This is a genomic window from Mycobacterium decipiens (genome assembly GCF_963853665.1).
Lineage (GTDB): Bacteria > Actinomycetota > Actinomycetes > Mycobacteriales > Mycobacteriaceae > Mycobacterium > Mycobacterium decipiens.
This window is the reverse complement of record NZ_OY970459.1, coordinates 4845124-4861713: the sequence shown is the minus strand read 5'-3', so window position 1 is coordinate 4861713 and position 16590 is coordinate 4845124. Positions and strand designations below refer to the sequence as shown.

At 64.5% G+C, this 16590-nt stretch carries 18 protein-coding genes and 1 pseudogene; 9 read left to right on the top strand and 10 right to left on the bottom strand.

The genetic code is table 11. The features are described 5' to 3' along the window. Positions 1 to 128: 128 nt before the first annotated feature. Entirely contained in the window at positions 129 to 533 is a 405-nt protein-coding gene (locus tag AADZ55_RS21370) for a hypothetical protein (RefSeq protein WP_133056421.1), read from the bottom strand. 380 nt (positions 534 to 913) lie between these two features. On the opposite strand from AADZ55_RS21370, the pseudogene AADZ55_RS21365 reads away from it, so the two are divergent. Beyond that, positions 914 to 1145: pseudogene (locus AADZ55_RS21365) on the top strand (transposase); the annotation flags it as partial. 297 nt (positions 1146 to 1442) lie between these two features. On the opposite strand, the gene kstR reads toward AADZ55_RS21365, so the two are convergent. Then, complete coding sequence (kstR, locus tag AADZ55_RS21360) at positions 1443 to 2042, bottom strand: cholesterol catabolism transcriptional regulator KstR (RefSeq protein ID WP_085325333.1); 600 nt, start codon at positions 2040 to 2042, stop codon at positions 1443 to 1445. Between the two features lie 271 nt (positions 2043 to 2313). On the opposite strand from kstR, the gene AADZ55_RS21355 reads away from it, so the two are divergent. After that, a complete protein-coding gene (locus AADZ55_RS21355) occupies positions 2314 to 4455 on the top strand; it encodes an acyl-CoA dehydrogenase (RefSeq protein WP_085325294.1) in 2142 nt (713 codons plus the stop codon). 43 nt (positions 4456 to 4498) lie between these two features. Here the strand turns inward: AADZ55_RS21355 and AADZ55_RS21350 are convergent, their stop codons facing one another. From AADZ55_RS21350 to pcaH, 6 genes are read right to left on the bottom strand one after another with little or no spacing between them, the layout of a single operon-like run. Continuing rightward, complete coding sequence (locus AADZ55_RS21350) at positions 4499 to 5179, bottom strand: 3-oxoacid CoA-transferase subunit B (protein WP_085325295.1); 681 nt, start codon at positions 5177 to 5179, stop codon at positions 4499 to 4501. A 4-nt stretch (positions 5180 to 5183) separates the two neighbouring features. Continuing rightward, positions 5184 to 5846, bottom strand: coding sequence for a 3-oxoacid CoA-transferase subunit A (locus AADZ55_RS21345; protein WP_085325296.1), 663 nt, complete (start codon positions 5844 to 5846; stop codon positions 5184 to 5186). Next, entirely contained in the window at positions 5843 to 7006 is a 1164-nt protein-coding gene (pcaC, locus tag AADZ55_RS21340; protein WP_085325297.1) for a 4-carboxymuconolactone decarboxylase, read from the bottom strand. The genes AADZ55_RS21345 and pcaC overlap by 4 nt, the downstream gene beginning before the upstream one ends. Then, positions 7003 to 8202: a lyase family protein gene (locus AADZ55_RS21335; RefSeq protein ID WP_085325298.1), complete on the bottom strand. Its 1200-nt coding sequence runs from the start codon at positions 8200 to 8202 to the stop codon at positions 7003 to 7005. The genes pcaC and AADZ55_RS21335 overlap by 4 nt, the downstream gene beginning before the upstream one ends. After that, positions 8199 to 8759 carry a protocatechuate 3,4-dioxygenase subunit alpha gene (pcaG, locus tag AADZ55_RS21330; RefSeq protein ID WP_085325299.1) on the bottom strand — a complete coding sequence of 187 codons (561 nt, stop codon included), beginning with the start codon at positions 8757 to 8759 and terminating at the stop codon, positions 8199 to 8201. The genes AADZ55_RS21335 and pcaG overlap by 4 nt, the downstream gene beginning before the upstream one ends. Beyond that, on the bottom strand, positions 8756 to 9508 hold the full coding sequence (pcaH, locus tag AADZ55_RS21325; RefSeq protein WP_119184971.1) for a protocatechuate 3,4-dioxygenase subunit beta: 753 nt from the start codon (positions 9506 to 9508) through the stop codon (positions 8756 to 8758). Before pcaH ends, pcaG begins: the two co-directional genes overlap by 4 nt. Positions 9509 to 9760: 252 nt before the next feature. Between pcaH and AADZ55_RS21320 the strand changes: the two genes are divergently transcribed. Genes AADZ55_RS21320 through AADZ55_RS21290 form a run of 7 tightly spaced genes read left to right on the top strand, consistent with a single transcriptional unit; the run spans position 9761 to position 15155 of the window. Beyond that, the gene (locus AADZ55_RS21320) at positions 9761 to 11212 is read left to right on the top strand and encodes an aromatic ring-hydroxylating dioxygenase subunit alpha (RefSeq protein WP_085325301.1); all 1452 of its coding nucleotides are present in this window, start codon (positions 9761 to 9763) and stop codon (positions 11210 to 11212) included. Then, positions 11209 to 11835, top strand: coding sequence for a 3-phenylpropionate/cinnamic acid dioxygenase subunit beta (locus AADZ55_RS21315; protein ID WP_085325302.1), 627 nt, complete (start codon positions 11209 to 11211; stop codon positions 11833 to 11835). Before AADZ55_RS21320 ends, AADZ55_RS21315 begins: the two co-directional genes overlap by 4 nt. Beyond that, positions 11832 to 12143 carry a dihydrodiol dehydrogenase gene (locus AADZ55_RS21310; protein WP_085325303.1) on the top strand — a complete coding sequence of 104 codons (312 nt, stop codon included), beginning with the start codon at positions 11832 to 11834 and terminating at the stop codon, positions 12141 to 12143. The genes AADZ55_RS21315 and AADZ55_RS21310 overlap by 4 nt, the downstream gene beginning before the upstream one ends. Beyond that, entirely contained in the window at positions 12140 to 12949 is an 810-nt protein-coding gene (hcaB, locus tag AADZ55_RS21305; protein WP_085325304.1) for a 3-(cis-5,6-dihydroxycyclohexa-1,3-dien-1-yl)propanoate dehydrogenase, read from the top strand. The genes AADZ55_RS21310 and hcaB overlap by 4 nt, the downstream gene beginning before the upstream one ends. Positions 12950 to 12967: 18 nt before the next feature. After that, entirely contained in the window at positions 12968 to 13162 is a 195-nt protein-coding gene (locus AADZ55_RS21300; protein ID WP_085325305.1) for a ferredoxin, read from the top strand. Continuing rightward, entirely contained in the window at positions 13162 to 14406 is a 1245-nt protein-coding gene (locus tag AADZ55_RS21295; RefSeq protein ID WP_085325306.1) for an NAD(P)/FAD-dependent oxidoreductase, read from the top strand. The genes AADZ55_RS21300 and AADZ55_RS21295 overlap by 1 nt, the downstream gene beginning before the upstream one ends. After that, positions 14403 to 15155: a class II aldolase/adducin family protein gene (locus tag AADZ55_RS21290; RefSeq protein ID WP_085325307.1), complete on the top strand. Its 753-nt coding sequence runs from the start codon at positions 14403 to 14405 to the stop codon at positions 15153 to 15155. Before AADZ55_RS21295 ends, AADZ55_RS21290 begins: the two co-directional genes overlap by 4 nt. Here AADZ55_RS21290 and AADZ55_RS21285 read toward each other — a convergent pair. After that, positions 15143 to 15952, bottom strand: coding sequence for an IclR family transcriptional regulator (locus AADZ55_RS21285; RefSeq protein WP_085325308.1), 810 nt, complete (start codon positions 15950 to 15952; stop codon positions 15143 to 15145). The two genes, AADZ55_RS21290 and AADZ55_RS21285, sit on opposite strands and share 13 nt — an antisense overlap. Positions 15953 to 16041: 89 nt before the next feature. Beyond that, complete coding sequence (locus AADZ55_RS21280) at positions 16042 to 16584, bottom strand: hypothetical protein (protein WP_085325309.1); 543 nt, start codon at positions 16582 to 16584, stop codon at positions 16042 to 16044. Between the last annotated feature and the right edge of the window lie 6 nt (positions 16585 to 16590).

Below are 16590 nucleotides of genomic sequence, written 5' to 3'. Positions count from 1 at the left end.
CTTTAAGCGCTTGAGGTCTCCGACGGTAGTGGGACAGTGCGACCCACTACCGTCGGAACAGCCCTTTACGGGACCGACTTCGACTGAACTAGAGCCGAAGTCGGATTCAAATCACCTCCGACTCGCAATTAGTTGTCCCCATCGTTCGGCCCGGGCGCGCCATCCTGAAAGGGAGGGATGTCGTTCGGCCCGGGCACAAATAACTCCGGATAATCGCCTCGAAGGTCATGGACCTCCGCCGCCGGGGGCGGAACGGCGACGTTGTTATTGTCATTTAAGTTATTGTCATTTAACACCTCGGGAGGAAACAGCGGACCATTCTCGACGCCACCATCAACAAAATCAGGGTTAATTTCCATATTGGGCTCAAGGGGCGGTGGCCCGGGGACCTGCGCAAAGTTGTCGTTATTGGGTTCGGCTGGCCCATCGGCGTGCGCCACCGAAGCAGTGGTGGCCAGTCCTAGACCGGCCCCGAGGCCGACCGCGATCGCACCGAGTCTAGCAACAGCTTTTGATCTTCTTGTGATTGCCATGCTGATGAGTTCCTTTCAAAAAGGGAATAGCGAAGTTCCGTATTCAGGGGAGAATAAAAGCTAAGCCGAATACGTTACATTCATTGCCTAAGTAAACATACATCCGGCAGGGTCCCGACATGCTGGGTGGCGGCAAGAATGCGATGCAAGTCACATCGCCTATCCTGGGCGTCGTCGATGACTACGACCTGCCCCTTCCGCGGAGCCGCCGCCGACACGGCACCCGCCCGCCCGGAGGCTGTTGGGGGTTGCGTCCACCAAGGTGGTGTACGAGTCGGGCCGTGAGTTGAGGACCGGCGTGTCGCAGCCGAGTAGATGAGGGTCATAGCGTGATTCTTCGAGAGACCGACCAAAGTCACGCGAGCAAAGGAATCAACGCGATGACCGCCACCCACGATATCGACCTGCCGGCACTGCTGGCCGAGCGACTCACCACCACCCAACCCCGATGTACTGCGCGAACTGTTGGCCACGTTTATCCATGCCTTGATGGGCGCTGAGGCCGACGCCTTGTGCGGGGCGGGCTACGGTCAGCGCAGCAGCGAGCGCACGAACTCCCGCAACGGCTACCGGCATCGCCAATTCGACACCCGCGCCGGGACATTGGATCTTTGGTGCACGGCGCTGTGACCTGGAAATCTACCGGCGTGCGATCGGCGTGGCTGCTGTGGCGGATGTGGCCAACGGGCTTGGGTTTGATTGCGAAACCAACCATCCGAACCCGAGGTCACATCCGCGTGCCATCTTCCCCGACGTCGCTTGCCGATAAGTGCCCGACTCGCCACGAACGGCTGTTGCAAGCCTTGCAGAGCGTGGGCATTACCGTGGAGAGCACGGTTAGCCCGTATCGGCGGGCCGGCATCGCCTTCCGGCTCGTCCGAGACGCTCCATCCTATCGGCGGCGCGATCCTAGGTTCCCTCGGAGTCGCCGATCAGCAGCCGCACAGCTAGGTCTAGCCGCTTGCTGACATCGGTCGCCGAGGCCCGCCGGGTAAGCCACGCGAGCAGGTTCGACAACCACACGTCCGAGATCACCCGCGCGATGTGGTATTGGTCCTCGGTCGGTTCGCCGTCGGCCATGGCGCGCGCGAACATGGAATCGATGAGCTTCTCGACCTGGTCGACCTCGCTGGCCGCCGAGGCGTCGGCGAACACGTAGGCGCGCGTCATCGCCTCGGTGAGCAGCGGATTGCGCTGCATCGCCCGGTTGAGCTTGCCGACCATGAAGTTCAGCCGCTGGAAAGGGGTGCCCCCGGCGACCGCGGAACGATCGGTCTTCGCGTCGATCCGGCTGAACTCCCGGCCCAGCGCCGACACCAGCAGATGCACCTTCGACGGGAAGTATCGGTACAACGTGCCAACCGCGACGTCCGCCCGGTCCGCCACGGCGCGCATCTGAACTGCCTCGTAGCCGCCCTTGGACGCGATTGCCATGGTGGCGTCCAAGATGCGCTTGCGGCGCTCCCGCTGCGCCTCCGATCCGAGCTCGGACTCAGCAAGTACCGCCACTTTCATGACCTCGCGAGGTGGTGTGTCGGCAACCCGGCCCGTGTTCGTGTTCGCTGGCGACATGTAGCGGGCAGCTCCTCTCCCGGGCGGTTCGCTTGCAAACGATACGCATGCTGTGTGTAAATTTCCCACCTCCCGGCGGCCGGGACGACGACGTGTGCTGGAGTTATGGCATTGGACTTGACGGTCGATCGCTAGCACTATTAGAACACGTTCTAGTGGATAGGAATCGTTCCTTGTCATGTGAAATTGACGACGTGGAGGTCTGCAGGTGGTAGCGACCGTCACCGACGAACAGTTCGCGGCCCGGGAGTTGGTGCGAGACTGGGCCCGCACCGCGGCCTCGGGCGCGGCCGCGACCGCAGCGGTCCGCGAGATGGACACTGGCGTCGAGGAAAGAAACGCCGATGCGTGGCGGCCGGTGTTCGCCGGCCTGGCGGACCTGGGCCTGTTTGGCGTCGCCGTCGCGGAGGACCGCGGTGGGGCCGGCGGCACCGTCGAGGACCTGTGCGCGATGGTCGCCGAGGCGGCCAGAGCGCTGGTGCCGGGACCGGTCGCAACCACCGCGTTGGCCACCCTGATCGTCCCCGATCCCGAACTGCGCAGCGCCTTGGCTTCAGGTGAACGCTTCGCCGGGGTGGCGCTCGACGCACGTGTGCAGGTTGACACCGAAACCGCGCGAGCGTCGGGCACCGTGGGCCTTGTGCTGGGCGGCGCACCCGGTGGCGTCGTGTTGCTGCCGGCCGGCGGGAATTGGCTGCTGGTCGACACCCTTCGCGACGGGGTTCGAGTGGAGCCGTTGCCCGCCACCGACTTTTCGGTGCCGCTGGCTCGGGTGGTGCTGACCTCAGCACCGGTCGTAGCGCTGGGGGAGTCGGGTCAGCGGGTCGAGGACCTGACGGCGACCGTGCTGGCAGCCGAGGCTGCCGGGGTGACCCGATGGGCGCTGGACACCGCGGTCGGCTATGCCAAGGTGCGGGAGCAGTTCGGCAAGCCGATTGGCAGCTTTCAGGCCGTCAAGCATCTGTGCGCGGAGATGCTGTGCCGCACCGAGCAGGCCGACGTGGCTGCGGCCGATGCCGCGCGCGCCGCTGCGGATTCCGATGCCGCTCAACTGTCGATCGCCGCGGCGGTGGCCGCCAGCATCGGCATCGCCGCGGCCAAGGCCAACGTCAAGGACTGCATCCAGGTGCTCGGCGGCATCGGTTGCACCTGGGAGCACGACGCGCATCTGTACCTGCGCCGGGCCCACGGCATCGGAGGGTTCCTGGGTGGATCCGAGCGCTGGCTGCGCCGCGTTGCGGCGCTGACCCAGGCCGGTGTCCGCCGGCGCTTGGGCTTGGACCTTTCGGGGCTATCCGACGTCGGCTTGCGACCGGAGATCGCCGCCGCCGTCGCCGAGGTCGCGGCGCTGCCGGAGGAGAAGCGCCAGGTGGCGCTGGCCGAGGCGGGGTTGCTGGCGCCACACTGGCCGGCGCCGTATGGGCGCGGCGCTTCGGCGGCCGAGCAGCTGTTGATCGATCAGGAAATGGCAGCGGCTGGGGTGGTGCGGCCAGACCTGGTGATTGGCTGGTGGGCGACGCCGACCATCCTCGAGCACGGCACGCCGGAACAGGTGGCGCGCTTTGTGCCCGCCACGCTGCGTGGTGAATTCCTTTGGTGTCAGCTGTTTTCTGAGCCGGGAGCCGGCTCGGATCTGGCGGCGTTGCGCACCAAGGCGGTGCGGGCCGACGGTGGCTGGCTGCTCACCGGGCAGAAGGTGTGGACATCCAAAGCACACCTGGCGAAGTGGGGCGTATGCCTGGCCCGTACCGATCCGGACGCTCCAAAACATAAGGGCATCACCTACTTTCTGGTGGACATGACCGCACCGGGCATCGACATCCGGCCGCTGCGCGAGATCACCGGCGCCGCGCTGTTCAACGAGGTCTTCCTGGACAACGTGTTCGTCCCCGACGAGCTGGTCGTCGGCACGGTCAACGATGGCTGGCGGCTGGCCCGCACCACCCTGGCCAATGAACGGATCGCGATGGCCACCGGGACTGCGCTGGGTAACCCGATGGAAGAACTGCTCAACGTATTGGCCCAACTCGAACTCGACGCCGCCGCGCAGGACCGGCTGGCGACGTTGATCGTCACCGCCGCTACCGGTTCCCTCCTGGATCAGCGCATCGCCCAGCTGGCGGTGGGCGGCCGAGATCCGGGTGCGCAGTCCAGCGTGCGCAAACTCATTGGCGTGCGCTACCGGCAGGCCCTGGCCGAATACATGATGGACGTGTCCGACGGCGGTGGTCTGGTGGAGAACGGCGCGGTCCACGACTTCCTCAACACCCGCTGCCTCACCATCGCCGGCGGCACCGAGCAGATTCTGCTCACGGTAGCCGCCGAGCGCCTGCTGGGCTTGCCGCGTTAGCCGGTCGCGCGATGCTGACCAGAGGCGGGCCATCTGACTCGGGCTAGCAGAGGGTAACCGCCATCCGCGAGGCGAGATCGGCCATAGTGATTCCGAAGGTTTCTCGGACCCGAACCGCACCGGTGTCGCGGTCGATGTCGAACACCGCATGGTTGGTGTATACGCGGCTGACACAACGCAACCCGGTTAGTGGCAGCGTGCATGCCGGCACCAGCTTGGCGGCTCCGAACTTGGTGAACAGGTTCATCATCACGTACACCCGTTTGGCGCCGATCGCAAGATCCATCGCGCCTCCTACGGCGGGAATCGCATCCGGCGCACCGGTGTGCCAATTGGCCAGATCGCCGTGCTGACTGACCTGGAACGCACCCAGTACGCAGATGTCCAGGTGACCACCGCGCATCATGGCGAACGAATCGGCATGGTGAAAATAGGACGCCCCGGGTGCCTCGGTGACCGGGAGCTTGCCGGCATTGACCAGATCCGGATCGACGTCATTGCCGTTGGCGGCCGCTCCCATGCCAAGCATGCCGTTCTCGGTGTGCAGCATCACGCCGGCCTGCGGCGACAGGTGGTCGGCGATGCGGGTGGGCGCTCCGATGCCGAGGTTGACGTAGGACCCCGCGGGGATGTCGCGAGCGATGATCGCGGCAAGCTCGTCGCGGTTCAGTGGCCCGCCGTCGCCGTGCTCAACCCGCTCGGAGGTAGTTGTTGTGGTGGTCATTTGGTCACCTCTGGATGATGCGGTCGACGAAAATGCAGGGTGTGACGACGCTCTCTGGGTTGAGCTGGCCGACTTCGACGATGCGGGAGACTTCGGCGACCGTTAGCGTGGCGGCCGTGGCCATCACGGGCCCGAAGTTGCGGGCGGTCTTGCGGTACACCAGGTTTCCGGCCCGGTCCGCGATGTGCGCACCGATCAGCGCGACGTCACCGTGGATGGGGTACTCGAGCACATAGTTGCGGCCATCAATCGTGCGTGTTTCTCTGCCTTCGGCCAGTGCGGTACCGACCCCGGTGGGGCAGAAGAAGGCTCCGATGCCCGCACCCGCAGCACGGATGCGCTCGGCGAGATTGCCCTGAGGCACGAGTTCCAGGGCGATGTTGCCGGCTCGATACAGCCCGTTGAACACATACGAATCCGGCTGGCGGGGAAACGAGCAGATCACCTTGCGCACTCGACCGGCGGCCAGCAACGCGGCCAACCCGCTGTCACCGTTGCCGGCGTTGTTGCTGACAATGGTCAGGTCGGTAGCGCCTTGCTCGATTAACGCATCGATCAGCAGGTTCGGCATGCCGGCCAAACCAAAGCCGCCGACTAGAATCGTTGCCCCATCCGATGTTCCCGAGACCGCGTCGGCGGCCGCATCGCAAACTACCGCACGGCTCATCGCGATGCCTTCCGTTCGTCGTAGTCGGCGAGCACCTGGTTGGCAATGCGAAACGCCGAATTCGCTTCGGGCACACCGCAGTATATCGCCGTCTGCAACAGCAGCTCTTTGATCTCGTCGTTGGTCAGCCCGTTGCGTCGTGCGGCACGCAGATGCATGGCCAGCTCGTCGCGGTGGCCGCGGGCGACCAGCGCGGTCAGCGTGATCAGCGACCGGCTCCGCCGGTCCAGCCCGGGACGGGTCCAGATGCTGCCCCATGCGTAGCGGACAATCATGTCTTGGAAGTCGGCGGTGAATGCGGTCTTCGCGGCGACGGCGCGGTCGACATGGTCCTCGCCGAGTACCTCGCGCCGCACCGCGAACCCGGCGGCATACGCTGTGTTCCGGGCTCCGAGCTGGCCGAGGATGAGGTCGGCGACTCGCTCGGGCACCTCCGCGGGAGCTAGATGTCCCGTTCCACCGAGCACCACCAGCCGACCAGCATGGACCCCGTTTGCGATCTGCCGCAAGCATTCCGGAGGGGTGGCGCGGTCCTCGGCGCCAGCGACCGCCAGGACGGGCGTGGTGATCTCGACGAGCCGGTCGGTGACATCGAATTCCGCCAGTGCCGCACATACCTGTGCGTATGACTGGTGGTCGGTGACACGCAACGCGTCGAGCAGCGCCGCGGCGACCGCTGGTTGGCGGTCGACAAACCCCGCGGCGAACCAGCGCTCAGCCGCAATGTCCGCCAGTGCCTTGGTGCCCCCTGCCCGCACCGCCGCCGCACGAGTGGTCCATTCTTGGGGACTGCCAATCACCGCGCCGGTGCCCAGCAGGGCTGCCGACGCCAGCCTATCCGGCGCATCAAGCATCAGTTGCAATCCGACCGCGCCACCGACGGAAACGCCGGCGTAGTGAAACTGCCCTGCCCGGGTGACGTCATCGGCCAGCGCCAACACGGCGGCCGCCAGCTCGGCGATAGTGAATGGCGATGCTGCAGCAGGGCTTCCGCCATGTCCGGGCAAGTCCCAGCCCACGACGCGCACCTGCTTCCCAAGCCGTTCGGCGGTGGCCGCCCACAGTGTCTTTGCGCAGGTGCCAAGTGACGGGCCCAGAAGTAGCACGTCGGCTTCCGCTGGTCCGCCGAAGTCGGTGCCGACCAGGCGCGGGACGGTCACTTCGTCTCCGCGATGTGGTGACGGGCGCGCTGCAACACGACGTCGATGAGGCGATCTGCCGCGCCGGTATAGCCGGAAAGTGCTGACTGCCTGCTCAATTCGGTCATGGACCGTTGCTCGGCGAGCACATCGCCGGCTGCAGCGAGATTCGTGGCGGCCCGTTCGGCGTCGATTGTTAGCCCGGCCAGCAGTTCACTAGCCTGCGCCCCGGCAACAACCGTGCGGCGCGTGAGGGTGCGCAGGGTCGCCCACTCCGCGTGCCACCCACCGTCGGAGCGTTCGTCGACACTGGCTGCCGATGCCGCGTGCAGAGTCGCGGCCAGCGGTGGAGCCGACAACGCGGCCCGGCGGATCAGCACCGAGAGGATCGGATTGCTCTTGTGCGGCAGGGTCGACGAGCGGCCGCCGTTGCCCTCGGCCAGCTCGCCGATTTCGGGACGGCTGCGGGTCGCGACATCGTTGGCGATGTGCGCCCAGGCATCACAGCAGGTGACCAGCGCGTCGCCAACCCGGGTGATTACCGTCCGGGTGGTGTGCCATGGCGGCGCGGCGGCCAAGCCAAGTGCGAACGCCAGCCGGGCGGCCAGCGCGAGAGCTACCTCGGCCGACCCGGTCAGTTCGGTCGCTGCGGCGAGGGTCCCGGTGGCACCGCCAGCCTGCACGGGCAGCGCGGGCAGGGCCGCGAGGGTTCCGGCGGCGTCCAGCACCCCCGACAGCCAATTCGCCAGCAGGGCTCCGACAGTGCTTGGCAATGCCGGCTGCGTCAGCGTGCGGGCCAGGACCGGCGTGTGGTGCGTCTCGGCCAGCTCGGCGAGAGTGCTTACCTGCTGCGTGATTTGGGCTCGGATTGCCGACAGCGCATCGCGCACGCACATCATCAGTGCGGAGTCGATGACGTCCTGGCTCGTCAGTCCGCGGTGCAACCATCGGGCGGTCTCGGCACCGCTGCGTTGTCTGAGTAGGCCCACCAGACCGATCACCGGACTGCCGTCTCGTTCCGCATGCACGGCAAGCGCCTCGGCATCGCTATCTGATACCAGTCCGGTCAGGTCCGCACGAGCGGCCTGTGGTGCCACACCGGCGTCGACAAGCCCAGTCAGCCAGGCAGTTTCGACAGTTAGCATGGCGGCAAGAAACGCCGAATCGTTCATTAGATCGCCGGCGCGCTGATCGCCCGGCCAGAGCAAGTCGGTCATCGCCGATGTCCCGGGTAGCGCAGAAATACTGTCTCGTTGTCGCCATGCAGCTTGATGTCGAAGCGGAAGCCGTGCTCGTCGGGCACAGCGATCAGGGTGTAGCGGCGCTCGGCGGGCAGCGATGTGATCAGCTTGTCGTCCCCCAGTCGATCGCCGGGCAGGTAGGCGCGGGTGAACAGTCGGTTCAGTAGCCCTCGGGCAAACACGGTCACCGCGATGAACGGTGCGGGATTCTCATGCAATCCACCAGGTTTCACCGTGGTGAAGCTGTAGTGACCGGTGTCGTCGGTGCCAGCGCGGCCCCAGCCGGTGAAGGTCCAGCCGTCTCGGCGCAGCGAGCCGGTGGCGGCCGGGATCACACCGTCGGCGTCGGCCTGCCAGATCTCGATGAGTGCGTCTGGAACGGGTGTGCCCGCACCGTCCATAACCACGCCGTGTAGTCGGATGGCCCCGGGCGCTCCGGGCGGCACCAGCTCGTTGCCGCGCTCGAAGGGCAGCGCGCAACCGAAGAATGGGCCCGCGGTCTGGCCCGGAGTGGCGGTGAGTGCCGTGGTCATCGGGACTCCATGGGGGTGCGGGTGTTGCCGGTCAGCACGATGTCCCATCGGTAGCCGGTGGCCCACTCATGGATGCTGAGGTCGTGGTCGTAGGCGGCCACCAGCCGAGCCCGGGCTTTCGGGTCGGTGACGGACTGGTAGATGGGGTCGAGAGCGAGCAACGGGTCGTTCGGGAAGTACATCTGGGTGATCATCCGCTGCGTGAAACTGTGTCCAAACACTGAGAAATGGATGTGCGCCGGCCGCCATGCGTTGTGATGATTCCGCCATGGATAGGGGCCCGGCTTGATCGTGGTGAAGCGGTAGCCGCCGTGGTAGTCGGTCAGGCAGCGGCCGACACCGGTGAAGTTCGGGTCCAGCGGGGCCGCATGCTGATCGCGCTTGTGGGCGTAACGCCCGCCGGCGTTTGCTTGCCAGATCTCGATGAGTTGACCGCGCACCGGGCGGCCCAGGCTATCCAAGAGCTGCCCTGAAACGACGATGCGTTCGCCGATCGGCTGACCGCCGTGCTGGCTGGTCAGATCCGATTCCAGCGGGTGGACGTCGCGTTCGCCAAAACACGGCGCGGACAACTCAATTGCTTCCGGATCCACGTCGTGGAGTTCCTTGGTGGGGTGCCGAAACTGGCTGCCGCGGTAGGGCGGATAGTTCAGCCGTGGCTGGGTCTCCTCGATGGAGGTCCGGTGGTAGCTAGCTTCGATCATCGCCATCTGCGCGGTGACCTCGGCCTGACTTCCGGCTGCCTTCATAGAGTTCACGATGTGGCTTCCTGTCTTCATGTGCGCGTCCGACGTGAACATCTTGCGTTTCCACCTCCCCCGGGTGCTCTGTTCAACAGATAAACAGTCTGTCTGTTAGAGAGTGAACCAGGCCTTGGCAAGGCGTCAACCCGTCTCTGTCATGCAGAGAACTGTTGACGGCGGTTCCTTGCTCAATCAGTATCTGTCTATAGAACAGAATTGGTTCTCTGTTATACAGAACACGCTACGGGAGATATTTGTATGGTCAATCACCGCCAAGTCTTCGACGACGTTCGCCGCGGCATGATTCCCGCGCATATCTACAACGACCCCGAACTCTTCGAACTCGAGAAGGAACGGCTGTTCAGTCGTGCCTGGCTGTTTGTCGCGCACGAGTCCGAGATCCCGCAGGATGGCGACTACGTCGTCCGACGGATCCTCGACGACTCGTTCATCATTGCCCGTGATTCGCAGGGCGAGATCCGGGCGATGTTCAACATGTGCCTGCACCGCGGTATGCAGGTATGCCGCGCCGAGATGGGCAATGCCTCAAACTTTCGTTGCCCCTACCACGGGTGGTCCTACCGCAATGACGGCCGGATCATCGGTCTGCCCTTCCATCACGACGCCTACGGCGGGGAGGACGGGTTCCGGAAGAAGGGCCAGACGCTATTGCCGGCGCCCAGCCTGGCTAGCTACAACGGTCTGATCTTCATCAGCATGGATCCGGATGCTGAGCCGCTCGGGGAATTCCTGGGGGACTTCAAGTTCTACCTTGACTTCTACACCAAGCAGAGCGGCCACGGGCTGGAAGTGCATGGACCACAACGCTGGCGCATTAAAGCGAATTGGAAGATCGGCGTCGAGAACTTCGCCGGCGATATGTACCACACGCCTCAGACTCACGCCTCTGTCGTGGAGATCGGCTTGTTCCGCGAACCCAAGGCCGAGAAGCGCAAGCACGGAGCGACGTACTGGGCGCACAAGGGTGGTGGAACCACGTACAAGCTTCCGCCGGGGACGTTCGAAGAACGGTTGCGCTACGTCGGGTACCCCGACGATATGATCAACCGGATCAAGGGTGTTTGGACGCCCGAGCAGCAAAAATTGGTCGGTGACGACGGCTTCATGATCTCGGCGGCATCGTGCTTTCCGAACCTGAGCTTCGTGCACAATTGGCCCAAGGTTGAAGACGGCAGTGACGTGTTGCCGTTCATCTCGATCCGGATGTGGCAGCCAATCGACGAGCACGAGACCGAGGTCTATTCGTGGTTCGCGGTCGATTCGGCCGCACCCGAAGCGTACAAAAGGGATTCCTATAGGGCCTATCTCATGTGTTTCGGCTCGACCGGGATGTTCGAGCAGGACGATGTGGAGAACTGGGTCTCGCTCACCAATACGGCCGCAGGTTCGATGGCACGTCGACTGCGCCTGAATAGTCGGATGGGCCTGCTCGCCGATGGCCGCCCGGTCGTCGAACCGCTACCGCCACAACAGTTCCACGGGCCCGGGGTGGCACACGTCGGTTACAACGAACACAATCAGCGATCGCTGCTCGGGTTGTGGGCCGACCATCTTGAGTCGCCGCCAGCGCCAAGCCGCCGGACCGACATCGGCACCTACAACCCCGACGGAATCACCCCGCTCGCACAGACCAACCGGGCAAAGTCGGCACACCAGAGCAACAACGAAGAGCCGGTGAGGCTGCCATGACGAGTACCCAACAGTCGGCCCCCGCCGGATTCCGCCGGGGACGTCCGATAGAGACCCATTCGGAGCGGGCGGTCCTCGGCGGTCATGCGCCACGCCTGCAACGGATGGCGCAATCATTGCTATTCAACGATGATCGGCACCTTCAGGCACATAAGTTCCTGGTCGATGAAGCGTATCTGCTTGACGCACAGCGGTATCGTGAATGGTTGGATCTGCTGACCGATGACATCCACTACCTCATGCCGGTGCGGGTCACCACCGCACTCGGCGCCGGTTTCGACACCTCGCCGGGCATGGCCCATTTCGACGAGAACAAGTACTCGCTAAGCCGACGGGTGGCGCGGTTTTGCACCGAGCATGCCTGGACCGAGGATCCGCCGTCGAGACTGCGGCACTACATCACGAACGTTCGTACCTTCGCCACCGAAGTCGACGCACACGTGGTCGTCGAATCGGCCGAATTGCTCTTCCGCAGCCGGGGCGATGTCAACGAAGGTGCCTTGGTTTCGTGCGGCCGCGAAGACCTATTGCGCTTCAACGGCCAGCGGTGGCAGTTGGCGCGGCGCACCATCTTGATCGATGAGTCGGTCATCCGGATGCAGAACCTGGCGCTGTTCCTATGACTCTCGAGTGGGAAGGCGAGCGTGCAGACGCCGAAGCGGCACGACGGGCCGCACGAGAACTCGGCGAACTTGAAACACGTGCAGTCGGTGAAGCAGTGACGATCGCAAACGAATTCACCGAGGTCGTGGTGCGGCGTGTTGACACCCGTAACGGATCACGACTGCTGATCACATCGCCCAAGTCCGGACAGTGGATCACCCTCGATGCGCTCGAAGTCGAGGCGTTGACCTGGCAGAATACCCACACTCTCGCGGCGATGGTGGGCAACATGTACGCCCCGCTGATTCCCGAGGAGGGCCCGCGATGAGTGGATGGCTTGCCGGCAAGCGCGCTCTGGTCGTGGGTGGGGGCTCCGGAATCGGTAGGGCGGTCGTTGATGCATTCCGCGCCGAAGGTGCGCAGGTAGCCGTGCTGGAACGCGACCGCGGCAAATGCGCGACGCTGCGCGATCAACTGCCCGACGTGCCTGTGGTTGAGGGGGATGCGACTACTCGCGAAGCCAACGATCGCGGGGTCGCCGCCGCGGTGGACGCCTTTGGCGGGTTGGACACACTGGTCAACTGTGTCGGTGTCTTCGACTTCTACAAGGGGATTACCGAGATCGACGGCGACGACCTTAGCGATGCATTCGACGAGATGTTCCGGACCAATGTGCTGAGCCATCTTCAGTCTGTCAAGGCCGCGGTGTCCGAGCTTGCGTCTCAGGGGGGAGCTTCTATTGTGCTCGCCGAGTCGACATCGTCGTTTTATCCGGGTCGCGGAGGAGTGCTGTACGTATCTTCGAAATTCGCGGTGCGCGGCCTGGTCACCACGCTGGCCTACGAACTGGCGCCACACGTTCGAGTGAATGGTGTGGCGCCTGGCGGGACGCTGAACACCGACCTTCGTGGTTTGAAGAGCCTGTCTCAGAACGACATCCGACTTGATGCGAAGACCGACCGGGCGTGCGAGCTCGCTGGGCGAACTCGGCTCAATGTCGCGCTCTCCGGCGAAGATCACGCCTGGAGCTTTGTATTTCTTGCGTCCGACCGATCCCGAGGCATCACGGGTAGCACCACACACCCCGACGGCGGAGCCAGCATGGGCGCGCCCAAACACGTGCAGACTAGTTGACAGGAAGGAACAACAAGCATGGCAACGGTCGAATCCGACACCGGAACTTGCCAGGGCTACGCGAACTGTGTGGCCGCCGCAGATGACTACTTCGATATCGACGACGACGGTGTCGTGGTCTTGCTGCAGACGGACATTGCCGAATCTGAGCGCGCCCGCGTCGAGCAAGCGGTGCGAAGCTGCCCGGTCTCGGCTTTGCGGGTGGTGGAGTGATGAACCGCGAGGCGGTAGTCATCGTAGGTGCGTCAGTCGGTGGTGTTCGCACCGCGCAGGCGCTGCGTGCCGCAGACTACCGCGGACGGATCGTGCTCTTCAGCGACGAACCGGTGACGCCCTACGACAAGCCACCGCTGTCAAAGGGGTTCCTCGCCGGCGGCGTGACCGCCGATGACGTGACCCTGCTGGGGCATGCGGACGCCGATCGACTGGGGATCGAGATGCGGCTCGGGTGCCGGGTAACTGAACTGCATCTGGCGCACAATGAGGTGAAGCTGAAATCTGGTGAGCGACTGGCATTTCGCCATCTGGTCATCGCGACCGGAGCGCGAGCCCGGCCGTCACCGTGGGGCCAACCCGACGGAGTTCACCTGCTGCGCACCCTCGATGACTCGAAGCGACTGCGCGCGGACCTCGAGCGAGGTGGCCGGCTGGTGGTAATCGGTGGTGGCTTTATCGGCGCCGAAACCGCCGCGACGGCGAGATCGATGGGCCTGACCGTCACCCTCGTTGACCCCTGTCGGGTGCCGATGGAACGCGTGCTCGGACCCGAAATCGGCGAACGATTTCTGCAATTGCACGAAAGCAAAGGTGTCACAACGTATTTCGGAATCGGGGTTGGAGGCATCGACGGACATCGCGGGCGGTTCCGTGTGGAGCTGACCAACGGTCGCATCCTGCATGCCGACTGCATCGTCGTCGGAATCGGCGCGATTCCCAATGATGAGTGGCTAGCCTCCTCCGGTCTGCATATCGACAACGGTGTGATATGCGACAAGTACCTACGCGCGGTGGATGCCCCAGATGTGTTCGCCGTAGGGGATGTCTGCCGCTGGCAGAACCCGCGACACGACCGACTCACCCGCATCGAACACTGGACAAACGCCGTCGATCAGGCCGCGGCCGTAGCGCACAACATCACCCAACCGAGCGACCCGGTTGCCTATGACCCGGTCGAATACGTCTGGAGCGATCAATACGACTGGAAGATCAGGATCGCGGGCGTGGCGTGCCTTGCCGACGGCCGACACGTCGAGGTGATCGGGGACAACGCCGGCCGATTCGCCGGACTGTACAGTCCCGACGGTCGCACATTCGCCGGGATAGTCGTCGTCAACTGGCCGCGCGCACTGATTGCGGGACGCAAAGCACTCACTGAGCGAACACCATATCCGGTGATCAGACGCGCTTTGGCACAGCTTGCTGAGGCCCGGTACCCGACTGCCACGGGGGCCAGATGATCCGGACGGATGACCTTGCACAGCAACGCCTGCTGGTCGCGCAGGCGTGCCGAGTTGCGGCTTCGCGTGGGCTGGTCGACGGCACCCTTGGCCATATCAGCCTCCGAATTGATGAGCGACACCTGCTGATCCGCTGCCGCAGCGACAGCGACACCGGACTGGCCTGCACTGGCGCCGATGACGTCCGGCTCGTCTGCTTCGACGGAACCGCCGGTGCGGCAGGCGAGCTCGACGGCTACCAGGTGCCCAACGAGTTCCCGATCCACGCCGAGACCATGCTGTCAAACCCGCGACACCGGGCGGTCGCACATCTGCACCCGCCTGCCGTGGTGGCGGTCGATCTCGCTGGAATCACCATCCGGCCGATCTACGGCGCATTCGATATCCCGGGCGCGTGGCACGCACGCGCCGGGGTGCCGGTCTATCAGCGCTCGGTACTTATCCGCAACACTCAGCTGGGCAGGGAGATGGTGGCGGCGATGGCAGGCCGGTCGCTGCTGATCTGCCGTGGCCACGGAATCGTCAGTGCCGCGGGCACGGTACAGCAGGCGGTGTTACAAGGGATTAGCCTCGACCGAATCGCACGCATGTCGTTGCGAGTGGTCTCCGCCGGCGGAACATTGCGCGAGATTGACGAACAAGATTGGGCCGACCTGCCCGATCTCAGGCCAAGTCTCACCGTCGACGCCGCCTGGCGCAACGAACTTGCTCGCATCACGCAGCGGCCGCCGACGGACTATGTGAGGTGATCGCCAATCTCCTTGGCGCCCTCCACCAGCAACGCCGCCACAAACCGATACTGCGACGAGCTCAGCCGGTTGGTCGGGGCGGCGGCGTTGAGAGCCAAGCGCAGACCGGGTGCCTGCGTGCGGATCGGCACGGCAACTGAGGCAACGTCTTCCTCACTCTCTCCGCGGCTAGTGGCGTAACCCCGCCGACGGATGCGGGAAAGCTCTTTGAGCAAGTCGGTTCTGCTTGCGATCGAATGTGGGGTGATGCACTCGAGGTCTTCATCCGGATAAAGCTGGCTGACTTGCGTGTCGGACAGTTGGGCGAGCATCGCCTTGCCCGTCGAGGTGCAGTGCGCCGGCATGGTGCGCCCAACTCGCAACCCCACGCGGACTGTTGTTGGCCCCTCCGCGCCGGCGATGAAGCGAACGATAGCTCCGTCCAACATGCCCACGTGCACGGACTCCCTAAGACGTTCGCAGAGCCGACGCATAACGGGTCTTGCCGTTCCCTCCACGTCGATTCGGCGGAATATTGAGAACGCCACATCGGTTAGCGCGGGGCCAGGGTAGTAGGCCTTCGACATCGCGTCTTGCCGAACAAACCCGCGATACTGCAGCATCGCGAGCAGCCGATGCGCGGTCGACGAGGCGACACCGAGATACCGGGTTGCCTCGGTCAACCGGATCTCGGGCTGTTCGCCAAACAGCAAGATCAGCTGCAACGCCCTGTCCACCGACTCGATCGGATATTGCGGTGCCAGCGGATCTTTCACACCGCCACGCGCGGCAACGCGACGCGATCGCTGTTTCTGCATACCAGATACCGTACCTGTGCTGCGGAACGCAGAACCCTTGGGCGGTCTACCCGACGGGCGCCAAGTGCGCCGGATAACCGCGCTACGCATTAAGCGAATGTCGTCTGCGCGCAGGTGCTCGGCGAGGTCAGGTTGACCCCGGGGTAGACGACCTGAATGTGTGTGCAGACGATGACGTTCACGTTGGTCATCGGCTGGCCGGTCGACCAACTGGTCGAGTCGATGACGCCGGTCGTCTGGTACTTCTCGGGCGGGCCTTCGCCGAAATAGATGGTGGTAATCACGTCGGAGCCGCCCGCTTTCATGACCCGCTCGAACTGGCTGGTGGCATGGGCATCCAGGTAGGCCAACCGGCTCGACGAGCGGATCTCGGTGGTCTGCCGGGCCCACAGTCCCGGCGGGAACCCGGTGGGGCCGTCGGGTGTGCGCAAGTTGGCACCCGCGGTGAAGTCGCAGCTGCCGTTGGAGTGGCAGTCGACGAAGGTGTGCGTCTCGAGCTGGGTGACGTCGTCGACGGGGAACAGCGTGGTGGCGGTGTTGCTGCCGGCGCGGGCAACCGGGCCGGGCAGGAACGTCACCATCAGTCCGACGATCACTGCGACCGCGGGAAGGCCCGGTATCAGCCACTTCATCGCGCA